The organism is Pseudomonas muyukensis (assembly GCF_019139535.1).
GTDB lineage: Bacteria > Pseudomonadota > Gammaproteobacteria > Pseudomonadales > Pseudomonadaceae > Aquipseudomonas > Aquipseudomonas muyukensis.
Genome location: NZ_CP077073.1, coordinates 4,764,649 through 4,779,580, shown reverse-complemented (window position 1 = coordinate 4,779,580; position 14,932 = coordinate 4,764,649). Strand labels below are relative to the sequence as shown.

16 protein-coding genes are annotated in these 14,932 nt (G+C 61.2%); 7 read left to right on the top strand and 9 right to left on the bottom strand.

What is annotated here, in order from left to right; all coding sequences use genetic code 11:
* Nucleotides 1-3: 3 nt before the first annotated feature.
* Nucleotides 4-504 (bottom strand): RNA polymerase sigma factor, encoded by a 501-nt coding sequence (locus tag KSS95_RS21080; protein ID WP_217849337.1) that lies wholly within the window; start codon nucleotides 502-504, stop codon nucleotides 4-6.
* A gap of 284 nt (nucleotides 505-788) precedes the next feature.
* On the opposite strand from KSS95_RS21080, the gene KSS95_RS21075 reads away from it, so the two are divergent.
* Both KSS95_RS21075 and KSS95_RS21070 read left to right on the top strand, forming a co-directional pair.
* Nucleotides 789-1,031: a DUF7660 family protein gene (locus KSS95_RS21075; protein ID WP_052895951.1), complete on the top strand. Its 243-nt coding sequence runs from the start codon at nucleotides 789-791 to the stop codon at nucleotides 1,029-1,031.
* Nucleotides 1,032-1,135: 104 nt separating this feature from the next.
* Complete coding sequence (locus KSS95_RS21070; RefSeq protein WP_217849335.1) at nucleotides 1,136-1,585, top strand: hypothetical protein; 450 nt, start codon at nucleotides 1,136-1,138, stop codon at nucleotides 1,583-1,585.
* Nucleotides 1,586-1,898: 313 nt separating this feature from the next.
* Here the strand turns inward: KSS95_RS21070 and KSS95_RS21065 are convergent, their stop codons facing one another.
* Complete coding sequence (locus KSS95_RS21065; RefSeq protein WP_217849333.1) at nucleotides 1,899-2,684, bottom strand: alpha/beta fold hydrolase; 786 nt, start codon at nucleotides 2,682-2,684, stop codon at nucleotides 1,899-1,901.
* 13 nt (nucleotides 2,685-2,697) lie between these two features.
* Nucleotides 2,698-3,081: a PaaI family thioesterase gene (locus KSS95_RS21060; protein ID WP_217849332.1), complete on the bottom strand. Its 384-nt coding sequence runs from the start codon at nucleotides 3,079-3,081 to the stop codon at nucleotides 2,698-2,700.
* Nucleotides 3,082-3,196: 115 nt separating this feature from the next.
* Between KSS95_RS21060 and KSS95_RS21055 the strand changes: the two genes are divergently transcribed.
* Nucleotides 3,197-4,177: a GlxA family transcriptional regulator gene (locus KSS95_RS21055; protein WP_217849330.1), complete on the top strand. Its 981-nt coding sequence runs from the start codon at nucleotides 3,197-3,199 to the stop codon at nucleotides 4,175-4,177.
* Nucleotides 4,178-4,441: 264 nt separating this feature from the next.
* On the opposite strand, the gene KSS95_RS21050 is transcribed toward KSS95_RS21055, so the two are convergent.
* Nucleotides 4,442-4,933: a substrate-binding domain-containing protein gene (locus KSS95_RS21050; RefSeq protein WP_217849328.1), complete on the bottom strand. Its 492-nt coding sequence runs from the start codon at nucleotides 4,931-4,933 to the stop codon at nucleotides 4,442-4,444.
* A gap of 444 nt (nucleotides 4,934-5,377) precedes the next feature.
* Complete coding sequence (locus KSS95_RS21045) at nucleotides 5,378-6,265, bottom strand: methionyl-tRNA formyltransferase (protein WP_217849327.1); 888 nt, start codon at nucleotides 6,263-6,265, stop codon at nucleotides 5,378-5,380.
* A gap of 481 nt (nucleotides 6,266-6,746) precedes the next feature.
* On the opposite strand from KSS95_RS21045, the gene KSS95_RS21040 reads away from it, so the two are divergent.
* The 3 genes from KSS95_RS21040 to mqo all read left to right on the top strand — a co-directional run bounded on the left by KSS95_RS21040 (nucleotide 6,747) and on the right by mqo (nucleotide 9,391).
* Nucleotides 6,747-7,025: a hypothetical protein gene (locus KSS95_RS21040; protein WP_217849325.1), complete on the top strand. Its 279-nt coding sequence runs from the start codon at nucleotides 6,747-6,749 to the stop codon at nucleotides 7,023-7,025.
* Nucleotides 7,026-7,237: 212 nt separating this feature from the next.
* The gene (locus KSS95_RS21035) at nucleotides 7,238-7,429 is read left to right on the top strand and encodes a DUF4223 family protein (RefSeq protein WP_023630554.1); all 192 of its coding nucleotides are present in this window, start codon (nucleotides 7,238-7,240) and stop codon (nucleotides 7,427-7,429) included.
* A gap of 324 nt (nucleotides 7,430-7,753) precedes the next feature.
* Nucleotides 7,754-9,391, top strand: a complete 1,638-nt coding sequence (gene mqo / locus KSS95_RS21030; RefSeq protein WP_134689367.1) for a malate dehydrogenase (quinone) — start codon at nucleotides 7,754-7,756, stop codon at nucleotides 9,389-9,391.
* Between the two features lie 149 nt (nucleotides 9,392-9,540).
* Here the strand turns inward: mqo and KSS95_RS21025 are convergent, their stop codons facing one another.
* Nucleotides 9,541-9,876, bottom strand: a complete 336-nt coding sequence (locus KSS95_RS21025; RefSeq protein ID WP_217854050.1) for an ArsR/SmtB family transcription factor — start codon at nucleotides 9,874-9,876, stop codon at nucleotides 9,541-9,543.
* A 48-nt stretch (nucleotides 9,877-9,924) separates the two neighbouring features.
* Here KSS95_RS21025 and KSS95_RS21020 point away from each other — a divergent pair, with 48 nt between their 5' ends.
* Nucleotides 9,925-11,016: an NADH:flavin oxidoreductase/NADH oxidase gene (locus tag KSS95_RS21020; RefSeq protein ID WP_217849323.1), complete on the top strand. Its 1,092-nt coding sequence runs from the start codon at nucleotides 9,925-9,927 to the stop codon at nucleotides 11,014-11,016.
* A 31-nt stretch (nucleotides 11,017-11,047) separates the two neighbouring features.
* On the opposite strand, the gene KSS95_RS21015 is transcribed toward KSS95_RS21020, so the two are convergent.
* The 3 genes from KSS95_RS21015 to KSS95_RS21005 form a co-directional block, all read right to left on the bottom strand.
* A complete protein-coding gene (locus KSS95_RS21015) occupies nucleotides 11,048-12,292 on the bottom strand; it encodes an NAD(P)/FAD-dependent oxidoreductase (RefSeq protein WP_217849321.1) in 1,245 nt (414 codons plus the stop codon).
* A gap of 3 nt (nucleotides 12,293-12,295) precedes the next feature.
* Entirely contained in the window at nucleotides 12,296-13,873 is a 1,578-nt protein-coding gene (locus tag KSS95_RS21010) for an aldehyde dehydrogenase (NADP(+)) (RefSeq protein WP_217849319.1), read from the bottom strand.
* 87 nt (nucleotides 13,874-13,960) lie between these two features.
* The gene (locus tag KSS95_RS21005; RefSeq protein ID WP_217849317.1) at nucleotides 13,961-14,908 is read right to left on the bottom strand and encodes a dihydrodipicolinate synthase family protein; all 948 of its coding nucleotides are present in this window, start codon (nucleotides 14,906-14,908) and stop codon (nucleotides 13,961-13,963) included.
* Between the last annotated feature and the right edge of the window lie 24 nt (nucleotides 14,909-14,932).

The following is a 14,932-nucleotide window of genomic DNA, read 5'->3' as shown; positions in this document are numbered from 1 at the left end:
CTTTCATGACATTGCTTTCTCGATGCGCTGCATAGCCTTGACCATCTGAGAAACTACAGTGCTTTTGGAAATGCCCAGGCGCTCGGCAACCTGCTGGTGATCTAGCCCATCGATACGGCACAGGATGAAGACTTCGCGGCAGCGCGGCGGCAATTCGGCGATCACCTGCATCACCTGTTGCAACTCGCGGCTCGATTCGGTCTTGCGCGCCGGGTCGCATTTACAGTCCGGGATCATCTCGACCACCACCGGGTCGGCCTGCACCTCGATGCCCAGGGCTTCACGACGGCGGATATCCATGCCGAGATTGCGGGCAATACGGAAGATATAGGCCCGCGGGTTGCCGATACGCTCGCCTATCTTGCGGCTGGCCACACGCAGCCAGGTTTCCTGGGTCAGGTCATCAGCGATGGTCGTACTTCCGAAGTGACGCACCAGGTAGGCTTTGAGCGCTTCACGGTTGTCCAGGAATGTCGATATCAGATGATCGCGATCTTGCGGCATTCACCAAGCGTCCTGCGCGGCGGCGGGGAATTGGCAGCAAGGTATCATTTATTGCTAACAATTCTCAACTGCGTGTATTGACCGGGACGTGTGGGTGTAGGGTTATCCACTCCTACAGGATTCGTTTCAAGTGAGAGAAATTGGGCAAGCCAACAGCGCTTTGGATCAGTGTCCGCTATGGGTCGAAAGCAGCCACTCGTGAGTGACCGCTATCGACCCTTAGCGGCCATTCATAATCTGAAAGACAATGCCTACCTGCGTATACCTTAGCGAGGGAGAAACTCGTGGACCTTCATGAACAATTGGCCGAGGTCATGGACGCGACGACCTTCTTGGCTTTCGTCCACGCCCTAGCGGCTGATAAACGCGCAAGCAACGATTGGGAGAATACCAGCGTTGAAGCCTTCCTGGATGCTGCAATAGCTTGGGCCGAAGTCAGTGAATTTGGTATCCGCCAAGGGCTTTCACCTTCCAACCCGTGGGCGCAGTTCGCTACATTTCTTTACTGCGGAAAAATTTACGAGTAAGTGAAGAGCAATTCGGCTTCTGTTGTGTGTTTGCGAGTGATCTATCGCCAGAACGCCTTGAAAGCTCTCTGGTAGGCTTCAAAGCCTTGATTAAAGGAGCCAGTATGCGTATCACCCAAGATTTACGTGCAAACGAAATCCTCAGGCTTGAGCATCTCTTGGAGGGTTTTAACTATTCGGTCTGGGTCAACATCTATGGGCCCTTTGACCTGGATAGGACGCTTGAAGAGCAACTCGCTTTTTCCACCGGTAACGAAGTGATCATCGGCGGGCAATCCTGCGTGACCGCAAGCGAGGCTCGCAGTGAGGTTACCGAGCAACTGCTGCACGCCGGGGATGGGGGTTACGGCCCACTGGATTTGGATGCAAAACGCTCCGAAATCCTGAGTCTTCTTGAGGACCTGTTCACGCATGTGCGCCTAGACCAGGCCAGCCCCCTAACTTCATTTTGGCTAACCAAGGGCCATCCGGCATACCCAGTGTTCTGGGACTTCGCTTTCGATATTCAGCAGGGTGGGAAAAGATGGATTTTGATGGGCAGTAGCAGCGACTAGGCTGGGATAGCTAAGCTTTCTGAAGACTTGGCCAAGCTTGCTGCTATGACCGCCATGGGTCGAAAGTAGCCCGTTGCGAATGACTGCTTTCGACCCATAGCAGACACTGAGTTGGCACTTGCTACTATCTGTTTCCAACAAGCGAAAAGCACGCTCCCACAGATTTTATGTCTGGCTTCGTTCTTCTGGTTAGCTGCAACATCCTCGAAAACGGAAAGCTTCGCGTCAAAGCCGGGCTCACCTCCCCTGGCAGAACTCCCCCCGTTTTCTGGCGAGACAATGCCTTATTAGCGGGGTAGAACCCAACGCGACATTATCTGAGAGCGAGAAACCATGTGATGGCTGCCAGCACTGTTTCCGTATGTTCTCGATGGGGGACGTGCCCGCAATCATGCAAAATCTGCAGCTCACTTGGGCCGGATACCAAAGCGCAGATGCGCTCAGGATGCTGCCGTGAACCGTACTCGTCATGGTCGCCGTGCAGAGCAAGCAGCGGGCATTTGACCTTGGCAAGAAGCTCATTGAGGCTCCACTGGCTGAAGGCATTCGACAACCAGGTGTCGACCCAGGCGCTAAGCACCCATTCGGATTTCTCGCCGTGATAGCGCCGGAGCCGCTCCAACTGCCCAGGCATTGCGAATTGTCGCCCGGCAACACGAATCTCTTTTAGCGTCGTGGTATCCGCGAAGGCTTGCGCAGACTCGGTGATGAGCCTTCGACAGGACTCTGCATATGCTGCCGCACAGCCGACCGCCATGCCGCCACCGACACTGTGGCCGAACAAGGCGAACTGGTTGAGGCTGAGTTGCTGGCAAAGGGCGCGAAAACCACCGTGAGCTTCATCTTCGATAAAACTCGGCGGCAGCTTCCCCGGATAAGCCGACGAGCGCCCAAAGCCCAAGCGGTCGTACGCAATCACTCGTCGCCCACTGGCTTGAGCCAGGCGCGCGGGGAAGTCTCGCCACAATGCCACACAACCCAGCGAGTCATGCAGGAGGACGATGGGAATGCCACATTCCGCACTTGGATCCCAGCTTTGTGCAAAGAGTCGACCCTTTTCAGTTTCGACCCAATGATGGCGAGTAGAGAGTTCCTGCATTGGCTATCCTCCACTACTCGCTGAGGCGATAAGCTGAGGCACTGAACAGGGCGATTTGGGTGTCCCGTTTGTCCGTCACCAGAACCTGATAATGGGCAATCTTTTTGGATGCGCCCATCAGCGTTGCAGTAGCGATCAGCACATTCCCTTGCGCTTTGCTCATGTAGCGAACCTCGGCCTGCAGGCCGATGTACACCGCAGAGCCCGCATTACAAGCTGCGGCAAACGCCATATCAGCCAGGGAGAAAATGAGCCCGCCGTGGATGCCGCCCAATGCATTACGGTGCTGCTCGGCAATATGTATCCGACAGGCTGAACGTTCGAAGCTGCTGTGCATAGTCTCCACCCCGAGAAGCTCGGCGAAAAGATCCAGTTCACCGGTGCTATTTGCTTGCATCTTGTCTCCTACCGTCTGGCGGCGTCTGTCCGATTGCTAAGCAGAGTATTCTTCAGGTAAAACGAAATCGGTGTTCTAAAGGGATTATCGATAGTCCGATCAGGCCATACAGCCCATGAAAAAAGTTGCAATCCTGTCCTACGATGGATGCTGGGGCATGGGCGTTTTCGCTGCGGCAGATTTCTTCCGCATCGTTGCCTTACTCGAGCAGCATCTGGGCCTGGCACAAACCTACGCGGTCGAAGTGCTTTCCTCAGACGGAGCGCAGGTCCGTGCGGCTAGTGGCCACCTGATCCGGCCCGATGCCGCGATCACGCAGACAGGCGGACATGATCTGCTGATCATTCCACCGGTTGAAGGTGCCCGCCTTGTCGCAGGCTTTACTCCAGAGCCGGACATGCTCGCTTGGCTGACCGCTCGCGAAAGAGGCGGTGCTCGCCTGTTGGCAATGACCACTGGAGTCTGCTTTCTCGCGGAAGCTGGTCTTGCCGATCATCGACTGCTGGCTACTCACTGGGCTTATGTTCGCCAGATGAAGAAGCGATATCCAACCTGCCAATTCGTCCCTCAGCAGTCCTTTCTTCAGGCGGGCAGTATCTGGAGCACGGGGACACTAAACGGCAGTTTCGATGCGCTCCTGGAGATTCTGGCCCTGGATCGTGGTGATCAGTTCGCACAGCTGTGCGCTACCCATCTACTGGTTTCGGCGCCCGCCCAGCTCAACCCTATCCTTCCAGGTCATCGTAACCACTGTGACGAAGTGATTCTTAGGCTGCAAAACTGGATTGACTCGCACCATGCCGAGGCTATTACTATCGAGCGTATGGGGCACGAAGTCGCCCTAGCCGAACGCACCCTGAAGCGCCGCTTTCAGCAGGCCACCCGGCTTTCGCCCAACCTTTACGTGCAGAAGGTACGAATTGACAGGGCCAAGAAACTACTGCTGGCCAACAGTCTCTCGGTCAAGGCAATTGCTTATGAGGTTGGCTACGAAAATGTGAGTTTCTTCGTACGGCTTTTCAAAACACACGTCGGGCAGACTCCGGCACAGTGGCGAAAGTGTGAGACGCTGCTCAATACCTTCGATTTGGGTTGACTGAGTTCCTCAGGGCGTGAAGATGCCAATGGCGGAGACTGATATCTACTTTTGCTATCCTGGCGCGCTGCGCCCCGCAGAGCCCGGCTGATCTGCAAATAACCCAAGAATAAAATCACGAACTTGGGCAATTCGCGGATCGCGCAGGGCGGTCTTATTCCAAGCCAGGTACAGATTGTTGGTGGGCGCATTCTGCAAGGAAATAAGTGACAGCAGCCGACCGGTAGCCAGCGCTTCGCTGCATTGATAATCGGGAAGCACACTTCAGCCCAGCCCCTTCACCACCAGATCCTGGATGATCCGCAGATCAGCAATGGTCATTGCCGCCTGGAGGGTAGGAGCGAACTGGAATAGCGCCATCCACACCGGCCGAACGAGCGGCAAATCTTCGTCGAAGGCAATCAGCGGGAGATTCGTCAGCTCCTGGGCAGTGGGTGGTTTACCGAGCGGCTTTACTAGCTTCGGGGCGGCCACCAGCAGAAGGCGTTCGGTCAACAGTCGGGCAAACCCGTGCGAACGCTCATCCGGCATCGACGCTGTAATTGCCAGATCGACAGCCGAACTGTTGAGCAAGCTGTATATGCGCTCCCGATTGCCAGTGTGCAGGCGAATTTTAAGGCCCTGAGCCACGAGCGGCGCTAACCCTGAGGCGATCCTGGAGTAGATGAAGTCGGAGGGGCCGGCAATGTGCACGGTGCCACCCAGTTCACCACTGAGCCGATAAGAAGCCAGACGCGATTCCAAGCCGTCAAGCATCGGCCCGACCGCTCGCGCCAAATCGACGGCATCAGAAGTGGTTCGCAAAGCTGGGGGAATTTTGGGGGAATTGATCCCCCGAATGGTGTGGAATGCTGTTGCGTTTTATTGTGTTCAAGTGGCTGATTTTATTGGGTTTACGGATTTTGCTCAAAAAAATAATTTAGGCTGTAAACGGATTCGAAATCCGTTGTACTGGCAACAGTACCTAGGGTTCAAATCCCTATCTCTCCGCCATATTAAAGGCCCCGAGCGCTGTATAGCCCTCGGGGCTTTTTTCGTTTGGCAGAAACCTGGGCGGTGGGGCACCCAGGTGGACGCGATGGTTGTGCATAGCCTGCTGCACCCTGTGAGGGGCGCTGATACAAGTTGAGTGTGGCGCCACACCTTGGCGGCGCCGAGCAAGGCCTGCTGCGAATGGATATCGGCTGCGGGGAAGGTGATTCAGCTAAAGCGCGATCTAAACTTTTTCAGCGGCAGGAGGCTCTCGCCGCTGTCCTCCGAGATACAGGCCGTGATCTTGATAAGGCCTTCACCGCACACAATTACCGGCTGCCCAGCTTCAACAAAAATGACTTTGCCGATGTGGCGATTTTCAATGTTGACATCCTCGACCTCAACGGCACCGAGAATACGCGCAGGGACATCGTTTACTCGACAGTAGGCGCCTCGGTAAGGTGCGGACAGTGCATCGATGGTGCGGCGAACAACGGCTGCCGGTAGCGACCAATCAATCTGGTAATCGTCTTCGTCGCGCCACAGGCTGTAGGTGGCTTTGCTGTCGTCCTGGGCCTGGCCGATCAGCGGCTCGCCGCTGGCTATTTTCTCGAGCACCGCGTTTGCGCACTCAAGGTAGCACTGATCGATTTGTGTAATGGCTTGCGCAATGGTGATCGGGTAGCTGACAGGTTTTGCTGACTGGTGGATGATCGCGCCACGGTCATACTCAGAGGCGCCAAACAACGCGGTCACCCCGATCTCGCTCTCGCCGTTGATAAGCGAGTTGACCAAGGGGGCGAAGCCACGGTAGCGCGGGAGGACTGAATCATGGAAGACGATGAGCTTTTCGGCAGGATGAGCAATGAGCCAGCGCCAGGAAACCGCGATGGCATATTCGGTTTCCATTTTCGAGAAATGTTTTCGATAGGTGAAGGCAACCCCGGACGCTGCGCACAGTTCGGCGATCTCGGCGGAAAAGTCATTGGAAATGGCCTCGTCCTGGCCGATGACAACCAGAGTAATCAGGTGGCCAAACTTGGATATCGCGTTTTTTGTGAAGGCAAAACCCTTCTCGGTCATCGCGAATAGGGTGATCTTTTTTGGGCTGTTCATAAAATGAGTTCCGCGTTCCTCTGTCTCTGGCTGGGCCTGGTGCCTCATGCGCTTCGGTTAAACGCTGCGAAGCCTGTTCGGGTTTTAAATGAAGCGGCGGTGGACGCGGGCTGTTAAATCGGATACCGGTATTTAGGGTTCAAGCATAAATAGCCTGTTGCCGCAGGGGTAAGTTCGCGATCACCCGCTCATTGTTTGAATGAGACGCTCATTGTTGCCCCAGACGCCGCGGACTATAGCATTCCGACCGTAACCCGTCAGTACGGCTGCCCCAGGGGGCAATCAGGGCTCGGCCGGGTCAAATACAGGGCCTGCGTGACGCAGCGCCGATCCGGGGCTTCTGTTAAATCGTGAAGCGTGCCTTTCGTTTCGCCGTTATCGATGCCCCGGCCTGGGCTGGGGCGCATAGGCTATTGCGGCCTGTTGCAAGGCGAGCGGCGCAGCGGCTGTGGCGGCGCTCGCACCGACTGACAGAGGTGGGATGAGCATGTTGTCTGGTAAATTTTTTCTGGGCTTGGGTCTGTTGCCGACGCTGGCCTGTTCGGCAAGCTTGAATGAGCACCTTGGGGATCTGGAAGCGACGCTGCGGCCCGGCTTGGAGGCCTCGCCGCGGGATACGCCGGTTGAACCCGCCGCCAGCCACTTCAACCTCGCGCCATTGAGCGGCGTGTTCGCACTGGGCCAGTGCACGGCAGTCGCTCTGGCGGATGAACAATCATCCTGTGTCCGAGTCGAGATTTGCCCTGAGTGTGCGCAATAGTTGCCTGCCAGGTCGCCCGGCACAGAGGATGCGAACTACCGAGCCTGTAACGATTAAGCAGTTGCGGAACTCGCTTAGTTGCAGCCTGGAAACTTGTTAGTGCGCCCAGGCCCACGGCCAGCGTTGCACTAACGGCTTTCATTACATGGTGTTTTTCCCGTATGATCCGCGCGCCATCAGTGTGATGGTGGATCATGGACTAAAGGATTTTTATGAAAAAGCTGATCAAAGCTACTGTTGCTGTTGCCGTCGTTTCGGGCGTTGCCCTGCTGTCCGGCTGCACCGGCCAGGTCTACAACCAGCCTAAGAACTGCTCGTACGACTACCTGTTCCACCCATCGGTTTCCATTTCCAAGATCATCGGCGGCTGCGGCCCGATCGACAAACTGCCTCAGCAGCAGTAATCCTGGAAATACCCGATCGGGCCACGCGTGGCCTGATCCAAGACCCCCGGCCATGGACATGGCCGGGGGTTTTTGTTTTCAGGGCGTGGTGGCTTGTCGCGTGGCAACCTGTCGTCTTGACGCCCCGACCCGCGTTTGTTTGTGCTGGCAATTCGGTTACAATCCGTCAATCGTTTCAGCCTTGTCGGTCAATCCGACCAAAGGCTGGTACGTCCTTGTCTCTCTGGCTGCTGAACAATGATCACAACAAGCCTGCGCTGAAGAACATGGAACCTCTGGGCCAGCCACAGGCCCACCCTCCGTTCTACTGACTGGAATCGATCAATGTTCAAGAAAGCTGGCAAGACCTTGCTGGGTCTGGCTGTCGCGGCGAGCGTCATGCAAGCGCATGCTGCCGACACCAAGAAAGTCGACGTGCTGCTGGTTGGCGGCGGCATCATGAGTTCCACCCTGGCAGTCTGGCTCAACGAGCTGGAGCCTACCTGGTCGATGGAAATGGTCGAGCGCCTGGATGGCGTCGCCGAAGAAAGCTCCAACGGCTGGAACAACGCCGGTACCGGCCACTCCGCGCTGGCCGAGCTGAACTACACCCCGGAAGACAAAGACGGCAACGTCAACATCACCAAGGCCATCGAGATCAACGAGTCGTTCCAGATCTCCCGCCAGTTCTGGGCCTGGCAGGTTCGCCAGGGCGTGCTGAAGAACCCGCACTCGTTCATCAACACCACCCCGCACATGAGCTTCGTCTGGGGCGATGACAACATCAAGTTCCTGAAGAAGCGCTACGACGCCCTGCAGGCCAGCCCGCTGTTCCGTCCGATGCAGTACTCCGAGGACCACGCGCAGATCGCCAAGTGGGTCCCGCTGATGATGGAAGGCCGTGACCCGAACCAGAAGCTGGCGGTCACCTGGACGCCAATCGGCACCGACGTCAACTTCGGCGAAATCACCCGCCAGTTCGTTGGCAGCCTGCAGACCAAAGAGAACTTCGACCTGAAGCTCTCCACCGAAGTGCAGGACATCACTCGCAACGAAGACGGTTCCTGGCACGTCGAGTACAAGAACCTGAAGGACGGTACCGAATCGGCCACCGACGCCAAGTTCCTGTTCATCGGTGCCGGCGGCGGCGCGCTGAAGCTGCTGCAGAAGTCGGGCATCCCGGAAGCCAAGGAATACGCCGGCTTCCCGGTTGGCGGCTCGTTCCTGGTAACCGAGAACCCGACCGTTGCCATGCAGCACATGGCCAAGGCCTACGGCATCGCCTCCACCGGCGCGCCACCCATGTCGGTTCCGCACCTGGACACCCGCGTGCTGGACGGCAAGCGCGTGATCCTGTTCGGGCCATTCGCCACCTTCTCGACCAAGTTCCTGAAGAACGGCTCGTACCTGGACCTGCTGAGCAGCACCACCACCCACAACGTCTGGCCGATGGCGCGCGTGGGTATCGACCAGTATCCGCTGGTCGAGTACCTCGCCGGTCAGCTGATGCAGTCCGACGACGACCGTTTCGCCGCGCTGCAGACCTACTTCCCGAACGCCAAGAAGGAAGACTGGAAACTGTGGCAGGCCGGTCAGCGCGTGCAGATCATCAAGCGTGACGAAGAGAAGGGCGGCGTGCTGAAGCTGGGCACCGAAGTGGTCGCGTCCCAGGACCGCACCATTGCCGGCCTGCTGGGCGCCTCGCCAGGTGCCTCGACCGCCGCGCCGATCATGCTCAACGTGCTGGAAACCGTGTTCAAGGAGAAGGTCGCCACCCCAGAGTGGCAGGCCAAGATCAAGGAGATCGTCCCGAGCTACGGTACCAAGCTGAACGCGTCGGCCGCTGCCACCCAGAAAGAGTGGGACTACACCGCCGAAGTGCTGCAGCTGGAGAAGCCGCCAGTGCTCGACCAGAGCGTCAAGACTGGCGTTGCCCCGGCCGCACCGGTCGAGAGCAAGCCTGCCAACGACATGGCGCTGTAAGGCCTGAATGCTTGCCGGGCTTGCCCGGCAACATCGACCACGAGGATCGCCCCTGGCGGCCTCGTGGTTTTTTTGTGCCTGGGTGTTGTGTGAGCGTTGTCGCAGCTGGCTTGCCGGTGCCATCCACCGCGTTGGCTGGCCTGCACGCGCTAGCGTTGTTCGAGGATTTTTGCCAGCAGCCCAGGGAAGCGTCCGTCCAGGGCTTCGCTGCGCAGCGAGTTCATGTGCGTGGTGCCGACGTTGCGGGTGTAGACCAGGCCGGCATCGCGCAACACGCGAAAATGATGGGACATGCTCGACTTGGGCCGGCCGCCGTCCAGCTCGCCGCAACTGGCTTCGGCGACGCCGGCCAGGTAGCGCACGATCTGCAGGCGCACCGGGTCGCTCAGGGCGTACAGCAGGCGCTCCAGGGTCAAGTCTTCAGGATTGGGGTGGGTATAGGCTCGCATGGCACACATGATAGCGGGGGTTTCACAAAATACCAAAGTTCGAATATGATCGAACAATCGTATCCCGTCCCCTGGAGTCTCACCATGGCCGCATTGTTCGAACCCTATACCCTCAAAGACGTCACCCTGCGCAACCGCATCGCCATCCCACCGATGTGCCAATACATGGCCGAGGACGGCCTGATCAATGACTGGCACCAGGTGCATTACGCCGGCCTTGCCCGTGGTGGCGCCGGCCTGGTGGTGGTCGAGGCCACCGCGGTGTCGCCGGAAGGGCGCATCACCCCTGGCTGCGCCGGCATCTGGAACGATACCCAGGCCCAGGCCTTCGTGCCGGTGGTCAAGGCGATCAAGGCCGCAGGCTCGGTGCCGGGGATCCAGATCGCCCACGCCGGACGCAAGGCCAGCGCCAATCGTCCGTGGGAGGGCGATGACCATATCGGCGCCGATGACGCCCGCGGCTGGGACACCCTCGCCCCGTCCGCCATCGCCTTCGGTGGCCACCTGCCGAAAGTGCCGAAGGCCATGACCCTGGACGATATCGCCCGGGTCAAGCAGGACTTCGTCGATGCCGCGCGCCGTGCACGGGACGCCGGCTTCGAATGGATCGAGCTGCACTTCGCCCACGGCTACCTGGGCCAGAGCTTCTTCTCCGAGCATTCCAACCAGCGCACCGATGCCTATGGCGGCAGCTTCGACAACCGCACGCGCTTGCTCCTGGAAACCCTGGCCGCCGTGCGTGAGGTGTGGCCGGAGAACCTGCCGCTGACCGCTCGTTTCGGCGTGCTGGAGTATGACGGCCGTGACGAGCAGACCCTGCAGGAATCCATCGAACTGGCCCGTCGCTTCAAGGCCGGTGGCCTCGATCTGCTGAGTGTCAGTGTCGGCTTTACCATTGCGCAAACCAACATCCCGTGGGGGCCGGCGTTCATGGGCCCGATCGCCGAACGTGTGCGTCGCGAGGCCAAGCTGCCGGTGACCTCGGCCTGGGGCTTCGGTACCCCGGAGCTGGCCGAAGGCGCGTTGCAGGCCAACCAGCTGGACCTGGTGTCGGTGGGGCGTGCGCATCTGGCTGACCCACACTGGCCGTATGCCGCTGCCAAGGCCCTGGGCGTGGACAAGGCGGCGTGGACGCTGCCGGCGCCTTATGCGCACTGGCTTGAGCGTTATCGCTGAGTGAGGCAGGGGCCGCGCCGCGGCCCCCGTTTCAAAACCGGCTCAATCGGTAGGCGCTGGTGTGTGGGCAGTCTTCGCCATTTACCAACCGCCCCATCCATTCCGCCGTCACCGCCGCCTGGGTCAACCCCAGGTGCTGGTGCCCGAACGCCAGCAACACCTTGCCCTCGGCCACCCGGTCGATCACCGGCAGCGAATCCGGCAAAGAAGGCCGCAACCCCATCCACGGCGTCGCCCCCTCGGCATCCAGCTCCCGCCGGAACAAACCCTTGCTCAACTTATGCAGCTGCCACGCCCGTTGCATGCTCGGCGGCGCCTTGAGCCCAGCGAACTCCACCGTGCCGGCCAGGCGCAGGCCGTCGGCCATGGGCGTCATGATGAACTTGCGCTCCAGCGAGGTGACGGCAAACGGCAGGCGCTGGCGCTCCGCCGGCAGCATCAGGTGGTAGCCGCGCTCGGTATCCAGGGGTACCTGCCGACCGGTCAGGGCGGCCGTGAGCCTGGCCGAATGGGCGCCAGCGCTGATCAACACCTGGCGGGCCTCAAGGGTGCCCTGGTCGCTGGCAAGGCTGATGCCCTGGCCATGTACCCGGCCGCCGTTGACGTTGGCGCGCAGGAAGCGCACGCCACTGGCCCTGGCGGCGCTGAACAGTTCGCAGACCACCTGGTAGGGATCGAGGAAGTGACCGGTGCGCGGAAAGAACAGGCCGCCCAGGATCGACGGACTTAACTGCGGCGCCGCTTCGCTTACCGCCTCAGCCGACCACGGGTCCACGGGCACCGCCTGTGCCAGCATACGGGCGCGCAATGTCGCGAGCGTCTGGCGCGACTCGTGGCGCTCGAACACCAGCAGCGAGCCATCCTCCTTGAGCAGGTGGCTGCGGTCGATGGATGCGAGCAGCCGTTGCCAGGCGCCAAGACTGTGTTCATTCAACGCCCGAATGCCCGCCACGCTGCGCTGGAACGGCGCCGGTCGCAGGTTGAGCAGCAGCCGGGTGAACCAGGGCAGGGCCCGTGGCAGGTATTTCCAATCCAGGCGCAGCGGGCCCATCGGGTCCAGCAGCATGGTCGGCAGGCGCTTGAGAATCGACAGGTCGGCGATGGGGAACACCTGTTCGGTGGCCAAGTGCCCGGCATTACCAAACGATGCGCCGTGGCCCGGCGCCTGGCGATCGATCAGCAGCACCCGGCGGCCCTGGCGGGCCAGTTGCAGGGCGCAGGCGACGCCGACGATGCCGGCGCCGACCACGGCGATGTCCGTGTCAGTGGCGGTCATGGTTCAGGCTTCCCGCTGGCCATCGAGCAGCCGCCGCAGGTGCAGCGGATTGGCCTGTTGCAATGCGGCGGGCAGCAGGGCATCGGGGAAGTCCTGGTAGCACACCGGGCGCAGGAAACGCAGGATCGCCGCAGTGCCCACCGAGGTACTGCGGGCGTCCGAGGTGGCCGGGAACGGGCCGCCATGGACCATGGCGTCGCAGACCTCGACCCCGGTCGGCCAGCCATTGACCAGGATTCGCCCGGCCTTGCGTTCGAGGGTCGGCAGCAGGCGGCGGGCGCTGTCCAGATCAGCCTCGTCCAGGTGCAGGGTGGCGGTCAGTTGGCCTTCCAGATGCTCGGCCATCTGGCGGATTTGCTCATCGTTGTCGCATGCCACCACCAGCGAGGCGGCGCCGAACACTTCGGCTTGCAGCGTAGGGTCGGCAAGAAACGCCTGCGCGGTGGTGACGAACAGCTGAGCCTGGCACTGGTTTGGGCCCTGCGCCGGCAGACCGCTCGCCGCGCACCGGGCGTTGTGGTTTGCGCTCAGTGCTGCCACGCCGCCAGCATAGGCACTGGCGATACCCGGGGTGAGCATGGTCTGCGCCGCCGCTTGGCGAACATGGGTACTGGCGGCAACCAGGAAGTGCTCCAGGGCCGGGCCCTGCCGGGCGACTACCAGCCCGGGATTGGTGCAGAATTGGCCGGCGCCTTGGGTCAGCGAAGTGACAAAGCCTTGCGCCAGGGCTTCACTGCGCGCGCGCAAGGCGACATCGAACAGGAACACTGGGTTGATCGCGCTCATCTCGGCATACACCGGGATCGGCTCCGGGCGCGCCTGGGCCGCCTGACAAAGGGCGAGGCCACCGCTGCGCGAACCGGTGAAACCGACGGCCTTGATACGTGGATCAGTGACCAGGCCGATGCCCACTTCACGGCCCGCGCCGTACAACAGGGAAAACACCCCTGCGGGCAGCTCGCACAGCTGCACCGCCCGCGCCACGGCCTGGCCAACCAGTTCGCTGGTGCCGGGGTGGGCGCCGTGGGCCTTGACCACCACCGGGCAGCCCGCGGCCAGTGCCGAGGCGGTGTCGCCGCCGGCCACCGAGAAGGCCAGCGGGAAATTGCTGGCGCCGAACACCGCCACCGGGCCCAGGGGCACCTGGCGTTGGCGCAGGTCCGGGCGGGCCAGCGGCTGGCGCTCGGGCAGGGCATTGTCCACCCGTACATCCAGCCACTCACCGGCGCGTACCACCCTGGCGAAGGTGCGCAGCTGGGCGCAGGTGCGGCCACGCTCACCCAGCAGGCGGGCCTTGGGCAGGCCGGTTTCGGCGTGGGCGCGGTCGATCAGGGTATCGCCCAGGGCGTCGATCTGTTCGGCGATGGTTTCGAGAAAGCGGGCGCGTTGTTCGAGGGGCGTTGCGCGGTAGGCATCGAATGCCGCCCAGGCCAGGGCACAGGCCTGGGTTACCTGCTCGGCGCTGGCGCCGGCGTAGGGTGGGTCGAGCGGGGTGTCGGTGGCCGGGTCGATGGCCTGGATCGCGGCCTGGGTGCCTGTGACGGCGCGCTGGCCGATCAGTAGATTGCCGGTGAGGGTCATGGGGCGTCCTGGAGAATCTGGGTGAGGTCTGGACCTGTTGGGGGCGCTATGCGCCCCTTTCGCGACACAAGGCCGCTCCCACAGGGATCAGGCGATGTTCTGCTCGGCCGACCAGCTGGCGTACCAGCTGCGGAACAGCGCGTACTGCTGCTCGGCATAGTTGCGCTGGGCGTCGCTGAGGGCATCGGTTTCGTTGAAGTGCAGGCGGTACTCGGTGTCACCGTTGAGCACCATCAGGTGCTTGTAGTACAGCACCAGGTCGCAGCCTTCATCGAACGACGACAGCACCGCCAGCGCCGCCTCCAGCTCCCGGGCCTGACGCCGGGCCTTGGCATCGCCCTTGGCGGCGCGCTTGCTCAGGCTGACCAGTTGCAGCACTTCGCGGGGCAGGGCATTGCCGATGCCGGTGATGGCGCCGGTGGCGTTGCAGTTGACGAAGCCGTGCACCACTTGCGTGTCGACGCCGACCATCAGGGTCACGGCATCGTCCTGGGAGGTGATGTGCTCGGCGGCGTAGCGCAGGTCGGCACCGCCACCGAACTCCTTGAAGCCGATCAGGTTGGGGTACTCGCGGCGCAGTGCGAAGAACAGCTCGGCGCGGGTGGCGAAACCGTAGTAGGGGCTGTTGTAGATCACCGCCGGCAGCTTCGGCGCGGCGGCGAGGATTGCCGAGAAGTGGTGCTTCTGGGCGGTCAGCGAGGCGCCGCGGGACAGCACCCGGGGGATGACCATCAGGCCGGCGGCGCCGACCTTGGCGGCGTGGGCTGCATGGGATACGGCTTCGCGGGTGTTGACCGCGCCGGTGCCGACGATGGTCGGGATGCCGGCGGCCACCAGGCGCGCCACGCCTTCCTGGCGCTCGGCCTCGGTCAGCAGCGGCCAGTCGCCCATCGAGCCGCAGTACACCACCGCGCTCATGCCGGCGTCGATCAGTTCGCGGCCCTTGCGCACCAGGGCGTCGAAGTCCGGCTTGCGCTCGGCGGTGCAGGGGGTCATCAGGGCGGGCATGGTGCCGGTGAAGAGGTTGTCGGTCATTGTTGTCACTCCTGGCGGTATTCA

What these genes read in the sequence shown, in the direction of transcription:
- KSS95_RS21070 (WP_217849335.1), top strand. Translation starts at nt 1,136, where the DNA reads ATGCGTATCACCCAAGATTTACGTGCAAACGAAATCCTCAGGCTTGAG.
- KSS95_RS21005 (WP_217849317.1), bottom strand. Translation starts at nt 14,908, where the DNA reads ATGACCGACAACCTCTTCACCGGCACCATGCCCGCCCTGATGACCCCC.
- KSS95_RS21065 (WP_217849333.1), bottom strand. Translation starts at nt 2,684, where the DNA reads ATGCAGGAACTCTCTACTCGCCATCATTGGGTCGAAACTGAAAAGGGT.
- KSS95_RS21015 (WP_217849321.1), bottom strand. Translation starts at nt 12,292, where the DNA reads ATGACCGCCACTGACACGGACATCGCCGTGGTCGGCGCCGGCATCGTC.
- KSS95_RS21035 (WP_023630554.1), top strand. Translation starts at nt 7,238, where the DNA reads ATGAAAAAGCTGATCAAAGCTACTGTTGCTGTTGCCGTCGTTTCGGGC.
- KSS95_RS21055 (WP_217849330.1), top strand. Translation starts at nt 3,197, where the DNA reads ATGAAAAAAGTTGCAATCCTGTCCTACGATGGATGCTGGGGCATGGGC.
- KSS95_RS21050 (WP_217849328.1), bottom strand. Translation starts at nt 4,933, where the DNA reads ATGCTTGACGGCTTGGAATCGCGTCTGGCTTCTTATCGGCTCAGTGGT.
- KSS95_RS21045 (WP_217849327.1), bottom strand. Translation starts at nt 6,265, where the DNA reads ATGAACAGCCCAAAAAAGATCACCCTATTCGCGATGACCGAGAAGGGT.
- KSS95_RS21010 (WP_217849319.1), bottom strand. Translation starts at nt 13,873, where the DNA reads ATGACCCTCACCGGCAATCTACTGATCGGCCAGCGCGCCGTCACAGGC.
- KSS95_RS21020 (WP_217849323.1), top strand. Translation starts at nt 9,925, where the DNA reads ATGGCCGCATTGTTCGAACCCTATACCCTCAAAGACGTCACCCTGCGC.
- mqo (WP_134689367.1), top strand. Translation starts at nt 7,754, where the DNA reads ATGTTCAAGAAAGCTGGCAAGACCTTGCTGGGTCTGGCTGTCGCGGCG.
- KSS95_RS21060 (WP_217849332.1), bottom strand. Translation starts at nt 3,081, where the DNA reads ATGCAAGCAAATAGCACCGGTGAACTGGATCTTTTCGCCGAGCTTCTC.
- KSS95_RS21040 (WP_217849325.1), top strand. Translation starts at nt 6,747, where the DNA reads ATGAGCATGTTGTCTGGTAAATTTTTTCTGGGCTTGGGTCTGTTGCCG.
- KSS95_RS21080 (WP_217849337.1), bottom strand. Translation starts at nt 504, where the DNA reads ATGCCGCAAGATCGCGATCATCTGATATCGACATTCCTGGACAACCGT.